The sequence below is a fragment of the Actinoplanes sp. NBC_00393 genome (assembly GCF_036053395.1).
Taxonomy (GTDB): Bacteria; Actinomycetota; Actinomycetes; order Mycobacteriales; family Micromonosporaceae; genus Actinoplanes.
Map to the genome: position 1 here is coordinate 7250875 of NZ_CP107942.1, position 26356 is coordinate 7277230.

General features: G+C 71.1%; 17 protein-coding genes and 1 pseudogene. 7 read left to right on the top strand and 11 right to left on the bottom strand.

Annotation, left to right across the window (positions count from 1 at the left end; all coding sequences use genetic code 11):
* Window positions 1-29: 29 nt before the first annotated feature.
* The 3 genes from OHA21_RS33470 to OHA21_RS33480 form a co-directional block, all read right to left on the bottom strand.
* Window positions 30-920, bottom strand: coding sequence for a ribokinase (locus OHA21_RS33470; RefSeq protein WP_328461773.1), 891 nt, complete (start codon window positions 918-920; stop codon window positions 30-32).
* On the bottom strand, window positions 921-1736 hold the full coding sequence (locus OHA21_RS33475; RefSeq protein ID WP_328461775.1) for an ABC transporter ATP-binding protein: 816 nt from the start codon (window positions 1734-1736) through the stop codon (window positions 921-923). It lies immediately after the preceding gene.
* Between the two features lie 82 nt (window positions 1737-1818).
* On the bottom strand, window positions 1819-2997 hold the full coding sequence (locus OHA21_RS33480; protein ID WP_328461777.1) for an ROK family transcriptional regulator: 1179 nt from the start codon (window positions 2995-2997) through the stop codon (window positions 1819-1821).
* A 174-nt stretch (window positions 2998-3171) separates the two neighbouring features.
* Here OHA21_RS33480 and OHA21_RS33485 point away from each other — a divergent pair, with 174 nt between their 5' ends.
* The 4 genes from OHA21_RS33485 (at window position 3172) to OHA21_RS33500 (ending at window position 6314) form a co-directional block, all read left to right on the top strand.
* Entirely contained in the window at window positions 3172-4623 is a 1452-nt protein-coding gene (locus tag OHA21_RS33485) for a glycoside hydrolase family 3 N-terminal domain-containing protein (RefSeq protein ID WP_328461779.1), read from the top strand.
* Between the two features lie 135 nt (window positions 4624-4758).
* Complete coding sequence (locus tag OHA21_RS33490) at window positions 4759-5166, top strand: hypothetical protein (RefSeq protein WP_328461781.1); 408 nt, start codon at window positions 4759-4761, stop codon at window positions 5164-5166.
* 10 nt (window positions 5167-5176) lie between these two features.
* Window positions 5177-5602 carry a thiol-disulfide oxidoreductase DCC family protein gene (locus OHA21_RS33495; RefSeq protein WP_328461783.1) on the top strand — a complete coding sequence of 142 codons (426 nt, stop codon included), beginning with the start codon at window positions 5177-5179 and terminating at the stop codon, window positions 5600-5602.
* On the top strand, window positions 5583-6314 hold the full coding sequence (locus tag OHA21_RS33500; RefSeq protein ID WP_442874933.1) for a TetR/AcrR family transcriptional regulator: 732 nt from the start codon (window positions 5583-5585) through the stop codon (window positions 6312-6314). Before OHA21_RS33495 ends, OHA21_RS33500 begins: the two co-directional genes overlap by 20 nt.
* A gap of 254 nt (window positions 6315-6568) precedes the next feature.
* Here OHA21_RS33500 and OHA21_RS33505 read toward each other — a convergent pair whose 3' ends face one another.
* The gene (locus OHA21_RS33505) at window positions 6569-7501 is read right to left on the bottom strand and encodes a type IV toxin-antitoxin system AbiEi family antitoxin domain-containing protein (RefSeq protein ID WP_328461785.1); all 933 of its coding nucleotides are present in this window, start codon (window positions 7499-7501) and stop codon (window positions 6569-6571) included.
* A gap of 931 nt (window positions 7502-8432) precedes the next feature.
* Complete coding sequence (locus OHA21_RS33510; protein WP_328461787.1) at window positions 8433-13376, bottom strand: NAD-glutamate dehydrogenase; 4944 nt, start codon at window positions 13374-13376, stop codon at window positions 8433-8435.
* 201 nt (window positions 13377-13577) lie between these two features.
* On the opposite strand from OHA21_RS33510, the gene OHA21_RS33515 reads away from it, so the two are divergent.
* Window positions 13578-15482 carry a penicillin-binding transpeptidase domain-containing protein gene (locus tag OHA21_RS33515; protein ID WP_442874934.1) on the top strand — a complete coding sequence of 635 codons (1905 nt, stop codon included), beginning with the start codon at window positions 13578-13580 and terminating at the stop codon, window positions 15480-15482.
* 1806 nt (window positions 15483-17288) lie between these two features.
* Here the strand turns inward: OHA21_RS33515 and OHA21_RS33520 are convergent.
* The 4 genes and pseudogenes from OHA21_RS33520 to OHA21_RS33535 all read right to left on the bottom strand — a co-directional run.
* A pseudogene (locus OHA21_RS33520) lies at window positions 17289-18192 on the bottom strand (arginase family protein); the annotation flags it as partial.
* Between the two features lie 15 nt (window positions 18193-18207).
* The gene (locus OHA21_RS33525) at window positions 18208-19149 is read right to left on the bottom strand and encodes a tetratricopeptide repeat protein (protein WP_328461791.1); all 942 of its coding nucleotides are present in this window, start codon (window positions 19147-19149) and stop codon (window positions 18208-18210) included.
* Between the two features lie 73 nt (window positions 19150-19222).
* Entirely contained in the window at window positions 19223-20896 is a 1674-nt protein-coding gene (locus OHA21_RS33530; protein ID WP_328461793.1) for an acyl-CoA mutase large subunit family protein, read from the bottom strand.
* Between the two features lie 325 nt (window positions 20897-21221).
* Window positions 21222-22553 (bottom strand): FAD-dependent oxidoreductase, encoded by a 1332-nt coding sequence (locus OHA21_RS33535; RefSeq protein ID WP_328461795.1) that lies wholly within the window; start codon window positions 22551-22553, stop codon window positions 21222-21224.
* A 53-nt stretch (window positions 22554-22606) separates the two neighbouring features.
* Here OHA21_RS33535 and OHA21_RS33540 point away from each other — a divergent pair, with 53 nt between their 5' ends.
* Complete coding sequence (locus OHA21_RS33540; RefSeq protein WP_328461797.1) at window positions 22607-23188, top strand: PadR family transcriptional regulator; 582 nt, start codon at window positions 22607-22609, stop codon at window positions 23186-23188.
* Window positions 23189-23588: 400 nt separating this feature from the next.
* Here OHA21_RS33540 and meaB read toward each other — a convergent pair whose 3' ends face one another.
* Together meaB and OHA21_RS33550 are read right to left on the bottom strand one after the other, a co-directional pair.
* Window positions 23589-24545, bottom strand: coding sequence for a methylmalonyl Co-A mutase-associated GTPase MeaB (gene meaB, locus OHA21_RS33545; RefSeq protein WP_328461799.1), 957 nt, complete (start codon window positions 24543-24545; stop codon window positions 23589-23591).
* A gap of 43 nt (window positions 24546-24588) precedes the next feature.
* Window positions 24589-25773, bottom strand: coding sequence for an acetyl-CoA C-acetyltransferase (locus OHA21_RS33550; protein WP_328461801.1), 1185 nt, complete (start codon window positions 25771-25773; stop codon window positions 24589-24591).
* Between the two features lie 82 nt (window positions 25774-25855).
* On the opposite strand from OHA21_RS33550, the gene mce reads away from it, so the two are divergent.
* Window positions 25856-26329 carry a methylmalonyl-CoA epimerase gene (gene mce, locus OHA21_RS33555; RefSeq protein ID WP_328461803.1) on the top strand — a complete coding sequence of 158 codons (474 nt, stop codon included), beginning with the start codon at window positions 25856-25858 and terminating at the stop codon, window positions 26327-26329.
* Window positions 26330-26356: the final 27 nt, after the last annotated feature.

The following is a 26356-nucleotide window of genomic DNA, read 5'->3' on the forward strand; positions in this document are numbered from 1 at the left end:
GCCCGGAAACAGCACTGAGGGCCAGCTGGTCAGGCGCTGTAGAGGGCTTCGATCTCGGCGCGCTCGGGCAGGGCGCCGCTGGCGCCGACTTTCTGTACGCACACCGCGCCGGCCGCGTTCGCCCAGCGCACCGCGTCGACCAGGTCCCGGCCCTCGCCCCAGGCGACGGCGAGTGCCCCGGTGAAGGCGTCGCCGGCGGCCGTGGTGTCGGCGACCTCCACCCGGAACGCCGGGATCTGCTCGTCGCGGCCGTCCCGGTCGGCGTACCGCGAGCCGGCGCCGCTGAGCGTGAGCACCACCCGCGGCACCAGCCGCAGGAGCGCGGCCATGTCGGGCTCCTTCTCGCCGGTGATCGCCCGGGCCTCGATTTCGTTGACCACCAGCAGGTCCACCTCGTCGAGCAGGCCGTCCGGCAGGTCCATGGCGGGCGCCGCGTTCAGGATCGTCCGGGTGCCCGCGGCACGGCCGGCGCGCAGCGCGGCGAAGACCGTCTCGAGGGGGATCTCCTGCTGGCAGAGCAGCACGTCGGCCTCGGCGATCACGGACTGCTCGTCGTCGGTCAGGCCGACGAACGAGCTGTTCGCCCCCGGGCTGACCAGGATCGAGTTCTCCCCGTCCCGGTCCACCATGATCACTGCTACGCCGGACGTGCCGTAGCTCGTACGTACCCGGCTGGTGTCGACGCCTGCGGCGGTGAGCCGGGCGCCCAGGGTGACCCCGAACGCATCCGATCCGATCGCGCCCAGGAAGGTGGTCGCGCCGCCCGCCCGGGCGGCCGCGATCGCCTGGTTCGACCCCTTGCCGCCGGGCGCCATCACGAAGTCGTCGCCGAGCACCGTCTCGCCCGGCCGGGGCAGACGTGGCGCCAGCCCGACCAGATCCATGTTCGCGCTGCCGGCGACGACGATCCGCGGGGCCATCTAGCCCGCCCGTGCGGTGTAGCGGTCGCCGAACCGGTCCACCACCAGCGGCAGGCCGAAGGTCTTCGTCAGGTTCTCCGCGGTCATCACCTCGCCGAGCAGGCCGGACGCGACCACCACGCCCTCGCGCAGCAGCAGGCCGTGGGTGAAGCCCGGCGGGATCTCCTCGACGTGGTGGGTGACCAGCACCATGGCCGGCGCGTCCGGGTCCAGCGCCAGCTCGGAGAGGTGCCCGATCAGCACCTCCCGGCCGCCCAGGTCGAGCCCGGCGGTCGGCTCGTCGAGCAGCATCAGCTCGGGGTCGGTCATCAGCGCGCGGGCGATCTGGGTGCGCTTGCGCTCGCCCTCGGAGAGGGTGCCGAACTCGCGGTCGGCGAAACCCGTCATGCCGAGCTGGTCGAGCAGCTCGCGGGCGCGGGCCTCGTCCTGCGGGTCGTAGCTCTCCCGCCACCGGCCGACCACCGACCACGCGGCGGTGACCACGACGTCGAGCACCCGCTCGTCCGGCGGCACCTGATCGGCGAAGCGGCCGGTGGTGATGCCCACCCGGGTGCGCAGCTCGTTGACGTCGACGCGGCCGAGCCGTTCACCGAGCACGTACGCCGTACCTCGGGTGGGGTGCAACCGGGCGGACGCGAGGTTGAGCAGGGTGGTCTTGCCGGCGCCGTTGGGGCCCAGCACCACCCACCGCTCATCCAGCTCGACCTGCCAGGACAGGTCACGGACCAGGTGATTTCCCGACCGGACCACGCTGACGCGGTCGAAGGCGATGACGGTGTCCTCGTCGGGCGGAATGGGTACGGCAGCCTCCAGCACGCATCCATCCAACCACGCGCCCGGAGCGGAACGAGACGGCGTGCCGGTGCCGCACCCACCCGGGTGTCCGGCCGCCCGCGGATCAGTCCGTCGTCGAGCCGAAGACCTCGTCGCGAACCGCGTCCAGGGCCATCCGCAGGGCGCCGTGCAGGACCGGTTCGGCAGCCACACCGGTCACCACGATCTTGGGCGAGACCAGCGTGATCGCGGCGACCTCGCGCTCCACCCGCTCGGCCAGCGCCTCGCCGCCGGCCCGGCCCACCTCGCCGGCCAGGACGACCAGCGGCGGGTCGAGCACCACGCAGGTGGCGGCGACACCGAGGGCCAGGCGGCGGGCGAGCTCGTCGAGCACCGGCTCACCGGCCGGGCCGGCCGCGACCGCGGCACGCACCACGTCCGCCCCCTCGGCGCCGCGGAAGCCGAACTGCTTGCCGATCGCCTTGACCGCGTCGGCGCCGGCGATCGCCTGGAAGGCGCCCTTCACCCCGCGGCGGGAGGCGTTGTGCGGCACCTCGGCGCCGCCCACCGGCAGGTAGCCGATCTCACCGGCGGCGCCGGTCGCGCCCTGGTGCAGGCGGCCCGCGATCACGGTGGCCAGACCGACGCCCCGGCCGATCCAGACCAGCGCGAAGTCGCTGACGCCGGTGGCCGCGCCGGTGCCGGACTCGGCGACCGCCGCCAGGTTCACGTCGTTGCCGAAGAAGACCGGGGTGCTCAGGTCGCGGCGCAGCTCGGCGAGCAGGCCGCGGTGCCAGCGGGGCAGGTCGTGGGCGAAGGAGATCTCGCCGGACTCCGGGTCCACCAGGCCGGGGGTTCCGAGCACGACTCGGCGTACCGAAGTCATGTCGGTGCCGGCCTCGCCCGCGGCCTGGACCACCGCATTGTGTACGACCCCGACCGGATCGTCGGTGTCCTTGGTGCTCTGCTCGACCCGGCTGATGATCGTGCCGGTGATGTCCGCGCAGGCCGCCACCACACAGTCCGGGCCGACGTCCACACCGATCACGTGCGCGCTGCCCGGAGTGACCGCGTAGAGCTGCGCGTTCGGACCGCGACCGCCGGCCTGCTCGCCGACCCGGCGGACCAGGCCGCGCTCCTCCAGCCGCTCGACCAACTGCGAGGCGGTGACCTTGCTGAGGCCGGTCAGCTCACCGAGCTGGGCCCGGGTCAGCGGACCGCGCGTGAGCAGCAGGTCCAGCGCTGCACGGTCGTTGAGTGCGCGCAGCAGCCGGGGCGTGCCCGGGAGGCGGGTGGCGGCCATAGCGTTCGTCCCCTAATGATTAGGTTTCTTTCCTGTTACAGTGTCGGCGCACGACACGCAGCCGCAGCGTAACGGTCGGCAACGTCGCCGAGCCGGTGGGTGGCTCATCGACTCCGAGCGATCATGGCAGCTCGGAGGCCGCCCGGACCAGTTTTGCGTCATCGGAAGGACAACATGTCGACCGACCCCGGCCTTCGCCGACTCGCCCTGCACACCCTCCTGGCCGCCTTTCCGGGGCACACCGCGCCGGACTGGGCACTCGAACTGCTCACCGAAGGACTGGCCGGCCACACCCTGTTCGGCACCAACGTCGGCGACTCCGGCCAGCTCGCGGCACTGACCGCGCAGCTGCGCACGGCCCGGCCGGACGTGCTGGTCGCCATCGACGAGGAGGGCGGCGACGTCACCCGGCTCGGGCACCGGACCGGAAGCGCGTACCCGGGGAACGCGGCGCTCGGCGCGGTCGACGACCCCTCGCTGACCCGCCGGGTCTACGCGGCCATCGGCGCCGACCTCGCGGCCGCCGGCATCAACCTGAACCTGGCGCCGACCGTCGACGTCAACACCGCCGACGACAACCCGATCATCGGCACCCGGTCCTTCGGCGCCGACCCGGCGCTCGTGGCCCGGCACACCGGCGCGGCGATCGTCGGGCTCGAATCGACCGGCGTGGCCGCCTGCGCGAAACACTTCCCCGGCCACGGCGCCACCGTCACCGACTCGCACCTCGAACTGCCCACCGTCGACGTGCCGATGGCCGTGCTGCGCGAACGCGACCTGCCGCCGTTCGCCGCGGCCGTCGCCGCCGGGGCACAGGCCGTGATGAGCGCGCACATCCGGGTGCCGGCGCTCACCGGGGACCTGCCCGCCACGTTCAGCCGGGCCGCGCTGACCGGGCTGCTGCGCGGCGAGTACGGCTATCGCGGCGTGATCGTCACCGACGCCCTGGAGATGCGGGGCGCGGCGGGGACCGCGGGCAGCATTCCGCGGGCGGCGGTGGCTGCCCTGAGCGCCGGAGCAGACCTGCTCTGCATCGGCGCGGACGTGGACCGGGCACTGGTCGAAGCCGTGGCGGCGGAGATCGTGGCGGCGGTCGGCGACGGGCGGCTTCCGCTCGAACGGCTGGAGGGTGCGGTGGCGCGTACCGCCGCCCTGGCAGCCTGGAGCTCCACCCCGCGCCCGGCCGCGGACCGCGACCGTGAGCTCGGCGTGGCCGCCGCCCGGCGGGCCGTGACCGTCGAAGGCTCCCCCGGTGACCTGCGCTCCCCACTGGTCGTGCAGCTGGTCGCCGGCTTCTCGATCGCCGAGGGCCGGGTGCCGTGGGGCCTGAAACCGCACCTGAACGGCACCGAGCTGGTCGAGGTGGTGGCCGGCTCGACCACCTCGCAGGCCATCGCCGACCAGGCCGGCGAACGGCCGATCGTGGTGGTCGGGCGGCGCATCCACAGCTCCCCGGCAGGCCGCGCCCTGGTCGGCGAACTGGCCGCGACCCGGCCCGTCGGCGTGGTGGAGATGGGCTGGCCGTCGTCCTGGCGGCCGGAGGGTGCCCGCGCGTTCATCACCACCCACGGCGCCAGCCTCGCCAACGGCCGCGCCGCCGCGGAAGCGCTCGGCCTCGCCCACTGACCCCGCTCCTCCTCAGCCGGCCCGCCATCGCGGCGGGCCGGCTTTCCGTTTCCTCGATCCGAATCCTTGAACGCGTTCAAGAAAAGGCCTACCTTGAGGGGGCACGTTTTTGAACACGTTCAAGAGGGGCACGCCATGGACCAGCAAGCCTTGATGTATCTCGTCTATCTCGCGATCAGCATCGGGCTGACCGTGTGGGTGGCGACCACGCTGTCCCGCAACGGCCAGATCTTCCTGGCCGAGGTCTTCGCCGACGCCACCCTGGCCCGTGCGGTCAATCAGCTCCTCACCATGGGCTTCTACCTGCTCAATCTCGGCTACGTGGCAGTCGCGATGCGGTCCGACCGGATCGTCACCAGCACGAGCGAGCTGCTGGAGGCGCTCTCCCTGAAGGTCGGCCTGGTGCTGCTCGTCCTCGGCGTCCTGCACTTCTGCAACGTCTTCATCCTGGGCCGCTACCGGCGCGGCCGGCTCCGCCAGCACCAGGGCACCCCGCCGCTGCCGCCCGCCGCGCGACTGCCGATGCCGCCGGCACACGCCTGAGGCCCGGCGGATGACCGAGGTCCCCGATCCGGCCGGGCACGGGGCCGGCCGGATCGGTTCGTTCACCGTTCTGTACGACGCGGGTTGCCCGATCTGCCGGACCGCCCATCTGTGGCTCGACCGGCGGGATCAACTCGTGCCACTGGAGTTCGTCCCGGCCGCCTCGGCCGAGGCCCGGCACCGGTTCCCCACCCTCGACCACGCCGCCACGCTGCGGGATCTCACCGTGATCGCCGACACCGGCTCGGTTTACACGGGCGACGGCGCCTGGCTGGCCTGCCTCTGGGCGCTCGCCGACTACCGTGGGCTGGCAGACCGGCTGGCCGGCCCGTCGATGCTGCCGTTGGCCCGCAGTTTCATCGCCGCCGCGTCGGCCGTCCGGCGGTCCACCCGGGACCCCGGATACGGTGAGGCATGTGACGACAGCTGCCGCTGACGGCCCCGCCGGGCCGCCCACCGAGCCGCCCACCGGGAAACGACTGCGGGCCCGCGGCGAGCAGACCCGGCAGGCGATCCTGGAGACGGCCCTGCGGCTGTTCCGGGAGCGGGGGTATGCGGACACGACCATGCGGGCCATCGCCAAGGAGGCCGGGGTCGCGGTCGGTAACGCCTACTACTACTTCGACTCCAAGGAACACCTGATCCAGGGGTTCTACGACCATCTGCAGAGCGAGCACCGCCTGGCAGCGGCGCCCGTGCTGGCGACAGAGCGTGACTTCGCGGCCCGCCTGCGCGGGGTTCTGCACGCCGGCATCGACGTGAACGCGCCGTACCACTCGTTCGCCGCGACGTTCTTCAAGACCGCGGCCGAGCCGTCCTCGCCGCTGAGCCCGTTCTCCCCCGAGTCGTCGCCCGCGCGGGACGCCTCGATCGACCTCTTCCGCCAGGTGCTCGACGGATCGACGGCCAAGGTCGACTCCGAACTTCGGGAGCACCTGCCGGAACTGCTCTGGTTGAGCTGGATGGGCGTCACCCTGTTCTGGGTCTACGACAAGTCTCCGCAGCAGCGGCGTTCCCGGCGGCTGATCGACGGCGCAGTCCCTCTGATCGACCGGCTGGTCGGCCTGTCCCGACTGCGCGTGTTGCGCCCGGCGCTGCGTCAGGTGCTCGACCTGCTGAATAACGTGCGCCGCGACGACATCACATAGCGTAATCACTCCTGCGCTCCTTGTTCTTGGTGTCGGATATGTCGTTGTCTTACGCCCGAATCGGGCCAACCGAACGGACAATCCGTGACCGCAGCCATTCCGCCCCTCACTGAAAGTCACGTAGCGTCAGGTCCGCAGGTGGGTCTGGGGACGTCGCGGATCTCGACTCGGGACCAGTACGAAACCGCGACGCAGACGGTGAGCCGGGCACGGCGGACTTCGGGAGCAGCCCTCCGGAGCCCGGCTCACCACCTTCACATCGGGCGACACGACGACTGGCATCGCTGCCGGCGGCCTGCCCAACCGCGTTGCCGCAGAACCTCGGCCACCTGAGCTGCCACCCCGCACGGGTTCTCCCGGATGTCGGCCGCGCCGTAGCGCAGGACCACATCACCCGACAGGACGGCGGAGTTGTCGCGCCGGAAGTCACGCCAGCGCTGCTCGGCCGGATGCGCGGCCCGCCCGTCGAGCTCGATCCGAACCCGGAAGTCGGGGTAGTAGACGTCGTCGTACCAGTAGCCGCCGCCGCGAGGGCGCTGCGACTGACGGGCCGGCTCGGGAAGTCCGTGCGGGCGCTCCACGTCGTGCAGGTATCGCCGCTCCAGCACCGACATGCAGCCGGCCGCCACGTCCTCGAGCAAACCAGCGAGCATCGGACGGCCGGCGACCCGCCCTCTTCGCCGCATGGCCCCGGAAATCCTCTCCGGAGTGGTGAGCCGCGCACCGCAGGCCGCCGCGATCCAGCCCATGGCCGTCTCGGTCGGCTCCCCCACAGCAAGGTCGAGAACCGTTTCCTCGATGCGGGTCTGTGGCGGCGATCGACTCGGATGTCGCCGCTTCGCGGCATGCCGGCAGCGATGCACCACCGTCCCCCTCGGCGTCACGATGTGCCGGACCGCCGGCACCGTGACATGCAACGGACCCGATCCCGCCTCGATCAACCCGACTTCCTCGGCCGCGGAGCGGTGGGACAGCATCGCCCCAGGACCGGCCCGCAGCACGGCCGCCCAGCGCAACGCTTGCCTCGGCACCGCACCCGAGGATGTGGCGTAGATCCCCGCCGACAGCCGCTGCCACCGCCCAGACCGCAGCCGATGCTTCACCTCGTCGATCGTCAGACCGGCATGCAGTGCCTGCGCCCTGGTGACGATGCCGCGCTGGCGCCGCCCAACCTCGTCGATGTCCATGCGGGCAACTCTCGCGTTTGGCACTACCGCCCGCCACCAGGCCTGTGGACAGCCACAGATTGTGGACAACGCCTACGTGGTGGATCCGGGTTCCGTGGTTGCCGCCGTGCTCAGGCCGCATCCGGGGCGACAAATCCGACATGCGAATCGCACCTGCCGCGGACTGCTTCCGCGGCGCTCGAATGCAGCAACCCCCGGTTACCCCGCCGGCTCCGATCCTCCAGCTCCTCACCCCCCAGCAGCACCCCACGCCCGATCGCCCAGCACCCGAACGGCCCCGGCCCCAGAGCACCCCACGCCCGATCGCCCGGCACCCGAACAGCCCCGGCCCCAGAGCACCCCACGCCCGATCGCCCAGTTCCCCGGCAGCCCGTTTGCGTGGTGGATCGGGTGCTCCCTGATGTGGTCGATCGCGTTACGTGGCTGATTGGGTGCGCTATGGCGCACCCAATCAGCCACAAGGATCAGAAAGAACGAATGAAAGGCGCAAATCGATCTCGGGAGGAGACAAATCCCAAGCCCGCTGCGCCCCGCCGAGCGTGGAGCCGGACAGGAGAGCGGAAGACGCGCCGGATTCACGGGCATGGAGGCGGGGCAGCCGACGCCACGCAGGTTTGGTGCCAGCACCGGGAATGCCGGGTGGCGCAGGCTGGGCGCAGGGCAAAGAAGCGGAGAACGCACGCCGAAGGCGACCGCCCCGTTTCTGGGCGCCCAACGGTGAGTCCGTGCGACGGACGCGGGTTGGGCACGGTCAGGCCGGTAAAAGCAAAGCAGGAACGGTCCCCGCCAGCCAGGCACGGCCAAACCGGAAAAGCAAGACGGGAACGGACGCCGCTGGGGTGGACGCGGTCGCCGCGGAACAGCAGGTTGGCCGAGGGGAGCGACGAAGTGGGTGGCTGGGCGCGCAGCGCCCAGCCACCCATCGAGCTGATCAGGAAGCGGACGACGTCTTGACGAGCGTCCGGATCTGGCGGAGCAGGACCGACAACGCAGCCAGATCCGCCGGAGAATCCTCGACGTTGCCCATGGCGTTGGAGGCGCGGGCGATCGACGCCGCGTTGACCTGTTCCCACTCCGAGACCCGGTCCTCCGGGGCCGCCGTGGCCGGCGTCGACTGCAGGACCTCGGCGGTCAGGGCGGCCAGCGCCGCGTACAGGTCGTAGCGCAGCGCCATCCGGGCCAGGGTCTGCCAGCGGTCGCCGCGCGGCAGGCGGGAGATGTGCGAGAGCAGCGCATCCACGCCGAACCGTTCGGAGAGCACGAAGTAGACCTGGGCCACCTCGGTGGCGTCCCGGTCGATCGCGGCCGCCGTCTCCAGGATGTCGAGCAGGCCGAATCCGTAGAAGACCCGGCTGACCTTCTCGGCCAGGGCCGGCGGCACGTCCTTCTCGGCCAGCGAGGCGACCCGCGCCTCGAGGGCACGGCGTTCGCCGCCGACCACCAGCTGCGGCAGTTGCGGCAGCAGGGTGGCGACGCCGGGCCGCAGTTTGGCGATCTCACCGGCCACGTCGATCGGCGAGCGGCGGGTGCTGACCAGCCAGCGTACGGCGCGGTCGAGCAGTCGCCGGGTCTCCAGGAAGACCGCGGTCTGCGCCGGGGTGGGCACCTCGTTGTCGAGCCCTTCGGCGGCCGCCCAGATCTCCGGGAGGCCGTAGACGTCGCGGATCACCACGTACGCCCGGATCACGTCGGCCGCGGACGCCCCGCTCTCCTCCATCGCCCGGTAGACGAAGGAGGTGCCGCCCCGGTTGACCACCTCGTTCACCAGCGACGTCGAGATGATCTCCCGGCGCAGCCGGTGGCCGGCCATCCGCGCGGCGAACCGCTCGCGCAGCGGCGTCGGGAAATACCGGGTCAGCACATCAGTGGTCCAGGCTTCGTCGACCAGTTCATCCGCGAGGACCTCGCGCTCCAAACTGATCTTGACGTACGCGAGAAGCACCGCGAATTCCGGAGCAGTGAGCCCCTGGCCGGCCTCGTCGCGGGCCGCGAGCTCCTTGTCCGACGGCAGCGCCTCGAGTTCCCGGTTGAGTTCGCCGCGCTGCTCGAGCGACTTGAGCATCCGCCGGTGCACCGGGAGCAGCGAGTGCGCCTGGGCCCGGGCGTTGCCGAGCGCCATCGCCTGCTCGTAGTTGTCCCGCAGCACCAGGGCGCCGACCTCGTCGGTCATCGCGGCGAGCAGCTCGTCGCGTTCCGGCATGGTCATCTCGCCGTCGGCGACCGCCCCGCCGAGCAGGATCTTGATGTTGACCTCGTGGTCGGAGCAGTCCACACCGGCCGAGTTGTCGATGAAGTCGGTGAAGACCCGGCCCCCGTTGCGGGCGAACTCGATCCGCCCGCGCTGGGTGAGACCGAGGTTGCCGCCCTCGCCGACCACCTTGACCCGCAGCTCGGAGCCGTTGACCCGGATCGCGTCGTTGGCCTTGTCACCCACGTCGGCGTGCGACTCGGCGGTCGCCTTCACATAGGTGCCGATGCCGCCGTTGAAGTACAGATCAACCGGGGCCTTGAGGATGGCCCGCATCAGCTCGGATGGGCTGATCGTCTTCGCCGAGGACTCCAGCCCGAGCACCTCGCGGACCTGCGGGCTGACCGGGATCGACTTGGCGGCGCGCGGGTAGATCCCACCGCCCTCGCTGATCAGCGACTTGTCGTAGTCGGCCCAGGAGGACCGGGGCAGGTCGAAGAGGCGCCTGCGTTCGGCGTACGAAATCGCGGGGTCGGGGTCGGGATCCAGGAAGATGTGGCGGTGGTCGAAGGCCGCCACCAGCTTGATGTGCTGCGACAGCAGCATGCCGTTGCCGAAGACGTCGCCGGACATGTCGCCCACGCCGACCACGGTGAAATCCTGCGTCTGGGTGTCGGTGCCCAGATCGCGGAAGTGCTTCTTGACCGACTCCCACGCGCCGCGGGCGGTGATGCCCATCTTCTTGTGGTCGTATCCGGCCGAGCCTCCGCTGGCGAAGGCGTCGCCCATCCAGAAGTCCTTCTTCACCGAGATCGCGTTGGCGATGTCGCTGAACGTGGCGGTGCCCTTGTCCGCGGCCACCACCAGATAAGGGTCGTCGCCGTCGTGGCGCACCACGTCCCGCGGCGGCACGATCTTGCCGCTCAGGATGTTGTCGGTGACGTCCATCAGCGCGGTGATGAACTGCTGGTAGCACTCGACCGCTTCGTCCCGGTCGCCCGGCTTGCGCTTGAGCACGAAGCCGCCCTTGGCGCCCACCGGGACGATCACCGCGTTCTTCACCATCTGCGCCTTGACCAGGCCGAGGATCTCGGTACGGAAGTCCTCACGCCGGTCCGACCAGCGCAGACCACCCCGGGCGACCGCGCCGAACCGCAGGTGGACGCCCTCGAACCGGGGCGAGTAGACGAAGATCTCGTACTTCGGGCGGGGCTGCGGCAGGTCCGGGATGGCCTGCGGGTCGAGCTTGAACGCCACGTACGACTTGGGGCGTCCCTCGGAGCCGCGCTGGAAGAAGCTGGTCCGCAGGGTGGCCTCGATCAGCGTCAGGTACGACCGCAGGATCCGGTCCTGGTCCAGGCTCTCCACCTGGTCGAGCAGCTCGGTGATCCGGGTGCGCAGCTCGACGGCCTGGCGGCCGCGCTCGGCCTCGCCGACCTGCAGCGCCGGGGAGAACCGGGTCTCGAAGAGCTTCACCAGCAGGCCGGCGATCTCCGGGTACGCCGTGAAGGTCGACTCCAGGTAGCGCTGCGAGAAGACGTTGCCGGCCTGGCGCAGGTATTTCGCGTACGCCCGGAGCACGACCACCTGCCGCCAGGTGAACCCGGCCCGCAGCACCAGCTCGTTGAAGCCGTCCACCTCGGCCTCGCCCCGCCACGCCGCGGCGAACGCGTTCTCCACCTGCGGGCGCACCTCGGCCAGCTCGCGGTGGCCGGCCGGCGGGAGCAGACCGAAGTCGTAGAGGTAGATGACGCCGTCGTCGCGGCGGATCTCGTACGGCCGCTCGTCGGTCACGCGGACGCCCAACGAGTGCAGGACGGGCAGCACCGCGGAGAGCATCATCGGCTCGCCGTACCGGTAGACCTTGAAACGGACGTCCCGCTCGTCCGGCTCGGGTGTGCCGTCCGAACCGAGCCGCCGCCGGAACAGGTGCATCGCCAGCTGGCCGGGCTCCTCGAGCAGCTCCAGCTTGGCCAGGTCCTGCATCCCCTCGTACGGCGTGTGGCTGTTCTTATAGCTCTCCGGGTACGCCGTCGAATACCGGGTGAACAGGCGTTTCGCCGGTTCGTCGCCGAGTTTGCGCTCCAGCACCAGGGAGAAGTCGTCGTCCCACATGCGGGTCGCGTCGGCGAGCCGCTCGGCCAGTGCGTTCGGGTCGATCTGCCCGGGCGGCGCCACCGGATCGGTGCGCACGATGAAGTGCACCCGCGCCAGCATCCGCTCGGTGACCCGGGTGGTGTAGTCGACGCCGATCCCGTTCAGCTCGCGCAGCAGAATCTCCTGCATGCGCAGCCGGTTGCCGGTGGTGAAGCGGTCCCGGGGCAGGTAGATCAGGCAGGAGATGAACCGGCCGTAGCCGTCCCGGCGCAGGAACAGGCGCAGTTGACGGCGGCCGGCCATCCGCAGCACACCGACGACCGCCTCGTACAGATCATCGGTCTTGATCTGGAACAGCTCGTCGCGGGGATAGGTCTCCAGTATCTGCAGCAGGTCCTTGCCGGAGTGACCGCGCGGCGACAGGCCGGAACGGTCCATCACCTCCTGCACCTTGCGCTTGACCACCGGCAGCTGGCGCACACTCGTCCGGTAGGCGGAGCTGGAGAACAGGCCCAGGAAGCGCCGCTCGCCGGTGACGTTGCCCTGGTCGTCGAAGACCTTCACGCCGATGTAGTCGAGGTAGGCGGATCGGTGCACGGTGGCCCGCGAGTTCGCCTTGGTGATCACCAGGAGGCGTTTCTCCAGCGCTCGCTCGTACGCCTCCGGGGCCATCTCGGAAGCCAGCTTGCGCGGCTTGCTCGCCCCGCGCAGGATGCCCAGGCCGGTGCCCGGCACCGCGCTCAGAACACCGCCGTCCAGCCGGTACTCCCGGTAGCCGAGGAACGTGAAGTGGTCGCTGGCCAGCCACTTGAGCAGCTCGATCGTGTCCGTGACGTCCTTGTCCGGCACCGGGAGCTTGTGCTCGCTGCCACGCGCCGCCGCCAGCTCGTCGGAGATCACCACGGCCCGCTGGCGCATCCGCGGCCAGTCCTCCACCGCGTCCCGGACGTCGGTGAGCACCCGCCGCACCTCGTTGAGCAGCTGGTCGCGCGCCTCCGCCCGGCGGACCGGATCGATCTCGATCCGGATCCAGCTCTCCACCAGGTCGCCCTCGATCGCGTCGTCCGGCTCGACGTCGGCCTCGAGCTGGGCGAGCGCGCCGAGCGGCTCGCGGCGCACCACGATCAGCGGGTGGACCAGCAGGTGGACCTGGAGGTTGTGGGCGGTGAGCAGAGCGATCACCGAGTCGACCAGGAACGGCATGTCGTCGGTGACGATCTGCAGGACGGTGTGGCCCTGCGAACCGGTCGGCTCGGTGATGGCCAGCTTCAGCTCACCGGGCAGCCGGTTGCGGGCCAGCTCGCGGTGCTCCAGCGCGGCCGCGTACATCTCGTCAGGCGTGTAACCGACCAGCTCCTCGTCGGGTGCGAACCGCCAGAAGCGGCCGACCAGCGACGCGGTGGAATGGTCCTCGCCGGCTCGCTGCACCGCCTGCTCCACCAGCCGTTCGGCGTCGGGCAGGGGCTCGTCGAGCTCTCCTGATTCGGTGGACGTCCCCAATCGCCCGGTGAGGGCGAGTCCGGGACCGGCCGCGAAATCCTCGGGCACAGTCTGATCAGCTTCGGTCGCTGCCTCGTCGGCGACAGCCATGGCCTGGCGCTCCCCTCACCCACGGCACTGTGGGTTCGAACGTGTTCGAGCACAGCCTAGAACGACCGGCCCGGCACCCCTCACACCCCGGGTGTGCCAGCACGGCGATGTGCCGGTTTGCCGAGTATCACCCGCTGCGGGTCAGCATGACGGGCGTGTGCCTACTACGGTCTGATCTGCTACCCCACGGAAAGGACCGTCATGCGCCGTTATCGAGCTGGTTTGGCGGCATTGCTCCTTCTCACCGTGGGCGGGTTGACCGGTTGCTCCGCCGACCCGCCCGAGGACACCGTCAAGGCGTTCCTGGACGGCTGGCGCAACGGCAACCTCAACGAGGTCGGCTTCGTCACCGCGAGCGGCGGCAAGATCTCCGCCGACGACGTGCTGACCGGCATCCGCGAGCTCTACGGCGACCTGTCCCAGCAGCCGCTCGAACTCTCGGTCGCCGGCGACTCGAAGACCAGCGGCGACGTGGCCAGCACGCCGATCACCTTGAAGTGGACCCTGCCCGGCGGGGTGAACTGGTCGTACCCGAGCACGGTCCGCGCCACCAAGGCCGGCGACGACTGGAGCGTGATCTGGGAACCGGCCGTCCTCCAGCCGGAACTCGCCGCCGGCGACAAACTCCGGCTGCGCCGGGTCGCCCCGCAACGGGCCGCCATTCAGGACGCCGACGGCAAGGCCCTGTTCGGGCCGCAGCCGGTGGTGGTCGTCGGGGTCACCCCGCAGGAGATCAAAAACCTGCCCCAGCTACAGAAGGATCTGGCCGCGTCGTTCCAGAAGATCGACGTCGACGTGGACATGTCGGACCTCAAGGCCCGGGTCGACGCCGCCGACCCCGGCGCCTTCATCGACCTGATCACCCTGCGCCGGCCGGTCTACCTCAAGATCCGACCCGAGGTACGCCCACTCGACGGCACCGTCTTCCGCGAGGAGACCCGGCAGCTCGCCCCGACCCGCGAGTTCGCCCGGGCACTGCTCGGCACCGTCGACGCCGCCACCAAGGAGGACCTCGGCGCCCGGCCGGACACCCTGGCCACCGGCGACATGGTCGGTCACGGCGGGCTCCAGCAGAAGTACGACACCGTGCTGCGCGGCACCCCCGGCCTCTCCGTGGTGATCTCCCGCGAGGCCGCCGACGGCGAAGCCGAACAGGCCCCGATCTTCACCTCCGACCCGGTCGACGGCAAGCCGGTCAAGGTCACCCTGGACACCGCCACCCAGAACGCCGCCGACCAGGCCCTCGCCGCCGAGAAACAGCCGAGCTCGCTGGTCGCGATCCGGGTCAGCGACGGTGCCGTGCTGGCGGCCGCCAACGGGCCCGACGCCGGCGGCGTCAACACCGCACTGACCGGGCAGGTGCCGCCCGGTTCCACCTTCAAGATGATCTCGGCGTACGGGCTACTGGCCGGCGGCGCGGTCAAAGCGGACACCGTCGTGGACTGCCCCAAGACGTACAACGTGGACGGCCGCGAATTCAAGAACTCGCACGACGAGGCGCTCGGCAAGGTGCAGTTCCACGTCGACTTCGCCAAGTCCTGCAACACCGCGTTCGCCGCCCTGTCGTCCAAACTCGGCTCGGCCGGGCTGCAGCAAGCCTCGACGGCGCTCGGGCTGGGCAGCACGTGGGATCTGGGCATCGAGGCGTACGCCGGCCAGGTCTCCGACGGCGGCACCGCCACCGAACTGGCGGCCGCGACGTTCGGCCAGGGCAGCACGACGGTCAGCCCGATCGCCATGGCGGCGGCGACCGCGGCCGTCGCCAAGGGCCAGTTCCAGCCACCCAAGCTGCTGCTCGACCCGGCGCCGGCCAACACCGGCACCCCCGGACCGGCCCTGGACCAGACCGCGGTGGGCGCGTTGCGCGACATGATGCGCGAGGTGATCACCGGCGGTACGGCCACCGCGCTGCGAACCGTGCCCGGAAAGCCGGTGTTCGGAAAGACCGGCACCGCCGAGTTCCAGACCGGTTCGGAGGCCACCCACTCCTGGTTCATCGGCTACCAGGGCGACGTGGCCTTCGCCGTGATGGTCCAGAACGGCGGCGCCGGCTCCGAGGCGGCGGTGCCGATCGCCAAGCGCTTCCTGACCAACCTGAACAAGTAACCCGCCGGCCCGGCCCGCCGCTCCCAGCCAGCACGGGCCGCGGCCGCCGCTCCCAGCCAGCACGGGCCGCAGCTGCCGGTCCCAGCCACGGGGGCTGCGGCCGCGGCTCCCACCTAGCGCGGGCCGCGGCTGCCGATCCCGACCAGCGCAGACCTCGGCTGCCGGTCCCAGCCAGTGCGGGTCGCGGCCGACGCGCACGTCACTGCTCAGGCGGCGCCGTCGGATCCCGGCTCGGGCGGCACAGTGGGGGCCGGCGCCGGTGGGCCGGCGTGCGCCTCAACGCTCAGGCGGCGCCGTCGGGAAAGCCCGGGTCAGGGCGGTACAGCGCGCCGGCGGCCGGCGGGTCCAGCGGCGGCCGGGGACGAAGCATGCCGGGCCGGGTGGCCGGCAACGGCTCCGAGTCGAGCAGCGGCGCGGAGCCGAGCGGCCGGGACAGCAGCCGCACCTCGGGCCGCTCACCGTCGCTGGTCAGCTCGCCGCCGGCTCCCACTGGAACACTGCCGGGCTCAACGTGGTCCGGCTGGGCGTGGTCCGCCTCGGCATCGTTTGCTTCGGCCTCGTCCGACCCGGCATCGATCGGTGCGGCGTCCTCGGCTCCGGCATCGCTGGAGCCGACATGGCCCATTTCGGCACCGATCGCCTCTGTGTCGGCCGGTTCGGCGCCGATCCCCTCGTCGTCGCTCGCTTCAGCGCCGCTCGCTTCGGCACGGCTCGCTTCGGCGTTGATCGCCTCGTCGCGGCTCGCTTCGGCATCGCTCGGCACTGCCTGTGCCGGGTCGCTGTCAGCGGTATCGCCCGCTCCCCAACCGTTCGACACCGCGCGGTCCGCTTCGTCCGGTTGATCCACCGGAAACTGATCGGTTTCGGTCAAGGCCGGATCCGCCTCGGCGGGCGACTGAGCCTCTCCTCCGGCCGGCTCGTGCTCCGTCAGCGGCTCGCCGACTTCGTCGATCAGCTCGGACTCCGGCTGCCCCTCACCGACTTCGTCGAGCGGCTGGTGCTCCCACCGGACCTCACCGACTTCGTCGAGCGGCCCGTGCTCCGGCCGGACTTCACCGACTTCGTCGAGCGGCTCGCGCTCCCACCGTTCCTCGCCGACTTCGTCGACGGGCTGGTCCTCGGCGAGCTCGGGGTCTTCGACCGCCGACGCCTCCGGCTCGGCGGGCTCGTCGGCCGGCAGCAACGCCTCTTCGGACTCTTGAACATCAGTAGACACCGCCGGCTCGAAGGCCGGGGCCGGCACAGGAGTGAGCAACGCTCCCGCAGCTGGACCGTCCGTGGCCTGCTCGGCCGGGGCCCGGCGCCGTGCGATGGCATCCTCCTCAGCAGAGGAGAGCCTTTCTTCCCAGCTTGGGCGGGCCAGCCGCCCGATCCCGGCCGAAGCGACCAGATCGGAGTGGGCTGCTCCGAAAGCGGCCGCTCCTAGACCACCCAGCTCCCTGCGCGCAGCCTCGGAACCGACTGCGGCATCAGAACCGACGGTTTCCGAAGCAGCAGATCCGGCATCGGTGTCAGCGGCTTCCGGAGGGACGGCCCCGCCATCAACGCCAGTGGCATCCGTAGCGACGGACCCGGCACCACCGCCAGCAGCATCCGAAGCGACAGACCCGGCACCACCGCCAGCAGCATCCGAAGCGACAGACCCGGCACCACCGCCAGCAGCATCCGAAGCGACAGACCCGGCACCACCGCCAGCAGCATCCGAAGCGACGGACCCAGCACCACCGCCGGCAGCCACCGACGGACCGGCCCCGTTGTCCAGGTCTCGGCGCGCCGCGATCAGATCCGGCCGGGCAGGCGTCGTCCGAACCGGGGCCAGCCCCGCGACCACCGCCGAGGTGATCTCCGACGCGTAGCGGCCGTCCGGGTCGTAGTCCGGGTCGAAGACGGTGATCTCCACGCCCAGGCAGTGCGGCGACTCCACCAGCCCGGCCAGGAGCAGCTCCAGCTCCGGGAAGGCGATGCCACCCGGATCCGGCGCGTCCACCGCCGGCATCACCGCCGGGTCGAGCACGTCCACGTCCACGTGCACCCAGTAGCCGGCGCAGTCGACCAGCTGGTCCCGGGCCCACTGCGCGGACCGGGCGGCGCCCTCCGCACGCAGGGCCGGGACCGGGCGGGTCACGATGCCGGCGGCCTGCAGGTCCAACCGGTACTCGTCCTGCGCGCGGATGCCGAGGACCACGACGTCGACGTCCCGGAAATACGGCCGGCGGCTCTCGATCGCGGCCAGGTCGGCCTGTCCGCGGCCGGTGACCAGGGCGAGGTCCTCGCCGGCCGCCGCTCCGACGTAGGACGCGTTACCGGGATGCCGGAAGTCCGAGTGACCGTCCACGAAGACCAGGCCGATCCGGCCGCCGACCGCCTCGCCGAGACGGTGCATGGCGATGCCGGATCCGATCAGGATGGAGCAGTCGCCGCCGAGCACCACCGGGAACTCGCCGCCGTCGATGATCGCGCCGATCCGGTCGGCCAGCGCCCGCGAGTACGCCGCGATCTCCGGTGCGTGCGCCACGCCGTCGCCGGGCCGCCAGTCACCCGGGTCGTACCGCGGCGGGGTGAGGCAGCCGGCGTCGCGCGCGTGCAGCTTGGTCAGCAGGCCCTGGTCGCGGAGGGCGCCGGGCGCCTTGGCGCAGCCCGGCACCGACGTCACGGTCGGCGGGCGCAGGCCGAGGTTGGACGGCGCGTCCAGAACGGCGATGCGGCGCACGACGCCCCCCTCTGCCTAGAAGAGCGCGCTGGCCAGAGCGCGACGCGCGCCGGCCACCGCGGGATCGTCCGGGCCGGCCACGCTGAACAGCGACAGCAGATGCTTGCGTACGGCATCGCGCTCGTCCCCACTGGTCCGCTTGACCAGGGCGACCAGCCGCGCGTACGCCTGCTCGGCCTGCCCGCTGAGCACCTCGATGTCGGCGGCGAGCCGCTGGGCCTCGATGTCGTCCGGCGCGGCGTCGGCCTTGGCCAGGGCGGTCGCCGGGTCGGCGCCGCTGATCCGGCGGTAGAGCTCGACCTGGGCCAGGCCGGACTCGGCAGCCGCGTCGGCCGGGGACTCGGCGAGGATCTTCTTGTACGCCGCCTCGGCCGCATCCAGATCACCGGTCATCAGGGCGTCGTCGGCCGCGTCCAGCCGCGGGTCGGCGGGCGTCTCCACGCTGACCCCGGCCGCCTTGAGCACTGCATCGATGTACTGCCGGATCTGGGCCTCGGAGAGCACCCCGGTGAAGCCCTCGACCGGCTGCCCGCCGATCACCGCGGTCACCATCGGGATGCCCTGCACCCGGAAGACCTGAGCGAGCCGGGGGTTGGAGTCCACATCGACCTTGCCGAGGATCCACGAGCCCGCGTACTCCCCTGCCAGCTTCTCCAGCACGGGGGAGAGCTGCTTGCACGGCTCGCACCAGTCGGCCCAGAAGTCCAGCAGGATCGGCGTGGTCAGCGATCGCTCCAGGACGGACTGGAAATTCGCCTCGGTGACCTCGATGACGGTGTCCGGGGTGACGCCCGGAACGGCGCCCGGGGCCGCACCGGGGGTGCCGGTGGCCGGGGCGCCGTCGCTCGGGGCGGGACGGCTCGGCGCGGCCGGTTTGGCCGGCGCCGGGGGGCGCAGCGTGCTGAGATCGACCGCGCCGCGGGTGAAGATCGACGGAGTGGTCCGTGGGTCGCTCATGGTTACCTAGTCTCGCACGCTGTCCAGCCTGTTCGCGTCGCCACCAGCCGCCCGATATCGGACGTCACAACCCCTAGAAGCGGGCCGGCTCCCGGTACACCCCCCACTCGTCCTTGAGGACGCCGCAGATCTCGCCGAGAGTGGCCTCGGCGCGGACCGCGTCGAGCATCGCGGGGATCATGTTCTCCCCGGTACGCGCGACGGCCACCAGGTGCTCGAGAGCCGCTTTCACCCGTACCCCATCGCGGTTCTCCTTGCGAGCGCCCAGCTCGCGCCGCTGTGCCACCTCGACCTCGTGCGACACACGCAGGATCTCGAGTTCCTTGGCGACCGTGCCGAGGTGCGCGTTGACCCCGACCACCTTCTTCTCCCGCTTCTCGACCGCCTGCTGGTAGGCGAACGCCGCCTCGGCGATGTTCGCGGTGAACCAGCCGTCCTCGATGCCGCGCAGGATGCCCGCGGTGATCGTGCCGTCGTGGCCGAGCTCGCGGATCCGGGTGAAGATCTCCTCCGCCTCGGCCTCGATCCGGTCGGTGAGCGCCTCGACGTACCAGGAGCCGCCGAGCGGGTCGGCCACGTTGACCACACCGGTCTCCTCCATGATCACCTGCTGGGTGCGCAGGGCGATCTCGGCGGACTCGTCGGTGGGCAGCGCGAGCGTCTCGTCGAGCGCGTTGGTGTGCAGCGAGTTCGTGCCGCCGAGCACCGCGGCCAGGGCTTCGACGGCGGTACGCACCACGTTGTTGACCGGCTGCTGCGCGGTCAGCGAGACCCCGGCGGTCTGCGTGTGGAACTTCAGCCACAGCGCTTTCTCGCTGGTCGCCCCGTAGTCGTCGCGCAGGTGCCGGGCCCAGATCCGGCGGGCGGCGCGGAACTTGGCGATCTCCTCGAAGAAGTCGACGTGCGCGTCGAAGAAGAAGCTCAGCCCGGGCGCGAAGGTGTTGACGTCCAGCCCGCGGGAGAGCCCGAGCTCGACGTAGCCGAAGCCGTCGGCCAGGGTGTAGGCCAGCTCCTGCGCAGCGGTCGAACCCGCCTCCCGGATGTGATAGCCGCTGACCGACAACGGCTTGTAACGAGGGATCTCGCGAGCGCAGTACTCCATCAGGTCGCCGATCAGGCGCAGGTGCGGCTCCGGTTCGAAGAGCCACTCCTTCTGCGCGATGTACTCCTTGAAGATGTCCGTCTGCAGGGTGCCGTCAAGATCTTTGATCGAGGCGCCCTGGCGTTCGGCGGCCACCAGGTACATGCAGAAGACCGGCACTGCCGGACCGGAAATGGTCATGCTCGTGGTGACGTCCTGCAGCGGGATGCCGTCGAAGAGCACGTCCATGTCGGCGGCCGAGTCGATCGCGACGCCGCAGTGGCCGACCTCGCCGAGCGACTGCGGCTCGTCCGAGTCGCGGCCCATCAGGGTGGGCATGTCGAACGCGACGCTCAGCCCGCCGCCGCCGGCAGCGAGGATCATCTTGTAGCGCTCGTTGGTCTGCCGGGCGTTGCCGAAGCCCGCGAACTGGCGGATGGTCCAGGTCCGCCCGCGATAGCCGGTCGGATAAAGACCACGGGTGTACGGGAACTCGCCCGGCCACCCGATCCGCTCGAAGCCGGGGTACTCGACGCCGTCGGGCGGCCCGTAGACCGGGTCCACCGTCGAACCGGAGAGCGTGGTGAAGTCGGCGTCCCGCTTGCGGGCCGCATCGTAGCGCCGTTGCCAGCGCTCCCGGCCGGCGGCGATCTCGGCAGCGTCCATGCCGACACCGTAGCGCAGAACTGAACGATCATTAAGGCTATGACCCACTCGGGATGGTCAGCTTGAGATCATTGTTCGGATTGTCTTCTTCGGCGTTCTGTCGCTCCGGCGCTCGATCACCGAGAGTGGTTCCGGACGGCCCCTCAGGCCCCGGTGGCGTCCGCCACGCCGCCGGGGCAATGCCACCGTCATGCCACCGCCTGCCGACCCGCGCCGCCCGACCGGCGGCGGTGCGCGGCCGGCGGGCCGCCGGTTTCTCCACGCCGCCCGATCGGTGGTGTCAGCGACCGGCGGCTTCAGGTTTTCGCGCCGCCCCGCAGCGGTTTCAGCGACCGGCGGCTTCAGTCAGGCTGGGCATGCGGTGGTCCAGGATCCACGCCTGCGGATCACCCCGGCGATGCATCCGGCGCATGATCATCGGCAGCATGGCGTCCCGGATGGCCGCGCCGACCGGTCCCAGAACCTTCCCGTTGCTGGTCCGGCGGCCATAGGCGACCACCTTCTCCACCCGCGGACGGCGGCTGGCCTCGTAGGCCGCGAGCGCCTCCCGCAGCGCTCTCTCCTTCAGCTGTCGGCCGAGCGCCACGGCATCCTCCAGCGCCATCGCCGCCCCCTGCCCGGACGACGGCGCCACGGCGTGCGCGGCATCGCCGACCAGCACGATCCGGCCGCGCTGCCAGACCCGGACCCGCCGCAGATCCCGGGTGTTCCACGGCCCCACGATCTCGTCCGAAGCCGCGATGAAGTCAGCCGCCGGCTCCCCCGCGAAAAGATCCATCAAATACGCACGCCAAGCCTCCGGAGAGAACTCGCCCGGCTCCATCGGGCGCTTGCGCGGCGGATTCGCGAACCACCACACCGAGCCGTCCGGCGCGCTCACCCAGCCGAAGAACGCCCGCCGCCCGAAGGACATCTGCATCACCCCGGGCGGCGGCCCATCCACCGGCCCGGCGGTGAACCCACCCGCATTGAGCAGCCCGAGATAGTGCGGCGCCGGCGCGCCAGGATTCAAAACCTGCCGGGTACGCGAATGCAGCCCATCCGCTCCGACCAGCAATCGGCCACTCGCAGTCCGCCCGTCCTCGAACCTCGCGGTGACCTCCCCTGCCTCTTCACCGCCCCCACCGCCGCCTTGCTTTTCCTTACCCTGCGCGCCTTCGCCTCTCTCCCTTTCACCTCGCCCTCCTTCGCCTCTCTCCCCTTCACCCCGCCTGCCTTCGCCCCTCTCCCCTTCACCCCGCTTGCCTTCGCTGACCGCGACCAGCCGGGCGCCGTACACGATGGGCACACCCAGGGCCGCCACCTCCGCGCGCAGGGCGGCGTAGAGGTCGGCCCGCCGAATCGTGGTGGTGACCACCCCGTCGGCCAGCGGGCCGCCCAGCGGCACCTCCGCGAGCAGCCGGCCGGATGCACCCCGGAGGGCGATCGACGGCGTCGGGAAGCCGCGGGCCAGCACACGCGCCGGATCCATCCCGAGCGAGCGCAGAGCATTGATCCCGTTCACCGCGAGGGTGAGGAACGCGCCCCGCTCATCGACAGCGGGCTCGCCGGCTTCGTAGATCACCGGCTGAAACCCGGCATACCGGAGGGCTACGGCCGTCGCGGTGCCCGCGATCCCTCCGCCGATCACGATGGCACTTCTCGCTTCCTTAGTCATGTTATAACTATTGATGCAATGACTAACAATCGTCAAGGCCTAAGCTGGCCGCCATGAAGCGGTCTCCCCTGGCGATGGTTCTGCTGGCACTGCTCGTGGAGGCGCCGATGCACCCGTACCGGATGCAGCAGGTGATCAAGGAACGCGGCCAGGACCAGCTGGTCAACGTGGCGCAGCGCAACAGCGTCTACCAGACCCTCGACCGCCTGGTCCGGGAAGATCTGGTCCGCCCCGGCGCCACCACCCGGGAAGCCGGCCGCCCCGAGCGAACCGTCTATGAAGTGACCGACGAAGGCGCCGCCACCCTGCGGCGCTGGCTCCTAGAGATGCTGCCGACCCCGGCCCGCGAGTTCCCCGAACTGCCGGTCGCCCTCGCCTTCCTGCCGATGCTCACCCCGGCCGAAAGCCGCGACCTACTGCTACGCCGCGCCGCCATCCAGGAGGAACGCGCCGCCGCCATCGCCGCCCAGGCGCCGCCCGGCCTCCCCCGGATCTTCCTGATCGAGGACGAGTACCGTCTGGCCGCCCTCCGCGCCGAGATCACCTGGCTCCACACCGTCGCCGCCGACCTCGATTCCGGCGCCCTGCACTGGGACCGCACCCTGATCGACGAAACCCTCGCCCACTTCAGCTGACCCCCAGCTGGCTCTCACGGTCGCTTCCCGCGCCGGGAGACAGCACTCACCGTCAGCCCGCACAACCAGCTGACAGCCACGGTCGCCTCCCGCGCCGGGACACAGCACTCACCGTCAGCCCGCACAACCAGCTGACAGCCACGGTCGCCTCCCGCACCGGGACACAGCACTCACCGTCAGCCCGCACCACCAGCTGACAGCCACGGTCGCTTCGCGGGGCGGGAGGCAGCGCTCAGCGTCAGCCGGCGCCACCGGCTGACGGCCGTGGTTGTTACGTGGGGCGGGAGGCAGCGCTGGGGGTCAGCTGGAGCTGAGGGTGAGCCCGGCGGGGGCGCTGGGGCCTGGAGTGGGCTGGTGGTCGCTGGAGGGAGAGCGGGGACCTTTCGAGACTCGTACCGAATCAGGAAAGGTTGGCCAGCAGTTGGTCGGCTGCGGCATAGGGGTCCAGTTCGCCGACGGCGACGAGCGCAGCGAGGTCGTTCAGGGTGGTGCCGGAGCGTAGGTCGCCCATCCGGGCCCGGAGCGTGCCCAGGGCCAGCGCGGAGACCTCGGCGGCGGCTCGCTGTTCGCGGCGGGTCCGCAGGTTGCCGCTGGACTCCAGCCAGTCGCGGTGTTTGGTGATCGCCGCTACCACTTCGTCGACGCCTTCGCCCTTGGCGGCGACCGCGCGGACCACCTGGGGGCGCCAGTCGCCGGGGCCGCGTTCGCCGAGGGCCAGCATGCCCTGGATGTCACGGTAGGTGGTGTCGGCGCCGGGCCGGTCCGCTTTGTTGATGACGAAGACGTCGGCGATCTCCAGGACGCCGGCTTTCACCGCCTGGATGGCGTCGCCCATGCCGGGGGCGAGCAGGACCAGCGTGGTGTCGGCCAGGGAGGCGATCTCCACTTCGGCCTGGCCGACGCCGACGGTCTCGACCAGGATGACGTCGCAGCCGGCGCCCTCCAGGACGCGGACCGCCTGCGGGGTGGCCGCGGAGAGGCCGCCGAGCTGGCCGCGGCTGGACATGGACCGGATGTAGACGCCGCGGTCCGCGGTGTGCTCGGTCATCCGCACCCGGTCGCCGAGGATCGCGCCGCCGCTGAACGGGCTGGACGGGTCCACGGCCAGCACACCGACCCGGGCGCCCTGCTCGCGCAGCAGCCGGACCAGCTCGTTGGTCGTGGTGGACTTGCCCACGCCGGGCGCGCCGGTCAGGCCGATCACCTGGGCCCGGCCGGCGTGCGGCGCCATCGCGGCGGCCACCTCGGGCAGGGCGGGATCGCCGTTCTCCACCAGGCTGATCAGCCGGGCCACCGATCTGGGGTCGCCGTCCCGGGCCTTCGCGACCAAGGTGGGCACGTCCCCGAACCGGGTCACGGCTGTACCTCCTCGCCAGCGGCGCCGCAGACCGCTGCGGCCGTCACGCCGACGGTACCTTGATGATCAGGGCGTCGCCCTGGCCCCCACCACCGCAGAGGCCGGCTGCGCCGTAGCCGCCGCCGCGCCGCTGCAGTTCCAGCGCCAGGGTGAGCACCAGACGGGCGCCGGACATGCCGATCGGGTGTCCGAGAGCGATCGCCCCGCCGTTCACGTTGACGATGTCCTCCTCCACCTTCAGCTCGCGCATCGACTGGATGACCACCTGGGCGAACGCTTCGTTGATCTCGATCAGGTCGAGGTCCTCCACGGTGAGGCGGGCCTTGCCGAGGGCGTGCTTGATGGCGTTGGCCGGCTGGGACTGCAACGAGCTGTCCGGCCCGGCCACGTTGCCGTGCGCGGTGATCTCGGCGAGCCAGGTCAGACCGAGCTGCTTGGCCTTCTTCTTACTCATCACGACGACCGCGGCGGCGCCGTCCGAGATCGGCGAGGCGCTGGCGGCGGTGATCGTGCCGTCCGGCGTGAAGGCGGGGCGCAGACCGGCCAGCGACTCGGCGGTGGCGCCCGGCCGGACGCCCTCGTCGGTCTCCACCGGCTGCCCGGCGTCACGGCCGCCGGCCGGGACCGCGGCGATCTCCTCGGCGAACCGTCCCTCACGCTGGGCAGCGGCGGCCCGCTGGTGGCTGAGCGCGGCGAACGCGTCCTGCGCCGCACGGGTGATCCCGAGCTGTACGCCACTCGCCTCGGTCGACTCACCCATCGAGATCCCAGCCCACGGGTCCATCAGCCCGTCGAAGGCGGTGTGATCCCGGACCAGCACGTCGCCGAACTTGCGGCCCTGCCGCTGGTCGGTGAGCAGGTGCGGGGCGTTGGTCATCGACTCCATCCCGCCGGCCACCACGATGTCGAACTCGCCGGCCCGGATCAGCTGGTCGGCCATGGCGATCGCGTCGATGCCGGAGAGGCAGACCTTGTTGATGGTGAGCGCGGGCGTGGTCATCGGGATGCCGGCGGCGACTGCGGCCTGCCGTGCCGGGATCTGGCCGCAGCCGGCCTGGAGGACCTGTCCCATGATCACGTACTGCACGAGCTCGGGGGCGACTCCGCCACGGCGCAGCGCGGCGGCGATCGCGTGGCCGCCCAGCGCGGTGGCGGGCAGGTGCTTGAGGTTGCCGAGCAGGCGCCCCATCGGGGTCCGGGCGCCACTGACGATCACGGAACTGGTCACGGTCTCGATCCCATCTGCGACGTCCGGGCACTGGGGGATACCCGATTGGCCTTAACGATGACTCAGGTTCGAGACTAACCGCATGACAGACGTCTCACCGCCTGCCGGGGCATCCGACAATGTCACATTCTCCGGCATCGAATTACTGCGCATCGACCACGTCGGCATCGCCGTGCCTGATCTGGACGCAGCCATCCGGTTCTATGCCGAAAACTTCGGATTGCGCTGTGTGCACGAAGAGACCAACGAGGAACAAGGCGTACGGGAAGCGATGCTCGCCGTCGGCGACGGCACCGGCCCACGCCTTCAGCTGCTCGCCCCGCTGCGCCCGGACTCGGCGATCGCCAAGTTCCTCGACCGCAGCGGCCCGGGACTGCAGCAACTCGCCTACACGGTGGCCGACGTCCAGGTGGCAGCCGATCAGCTCCGGGCCCGCGGACTCCGTCTCCTCTATGACCAGCCACGCCGCGGCACGGCCGGGTCGCGGATCAACTTCGTGCACCCCAAGGACGCAGGCGGGGTTCTGGTGGAGCTGGTGGAACCGGGTACGCCGTAGGAGTGATTCCTCCTGACTGCGCCCCGG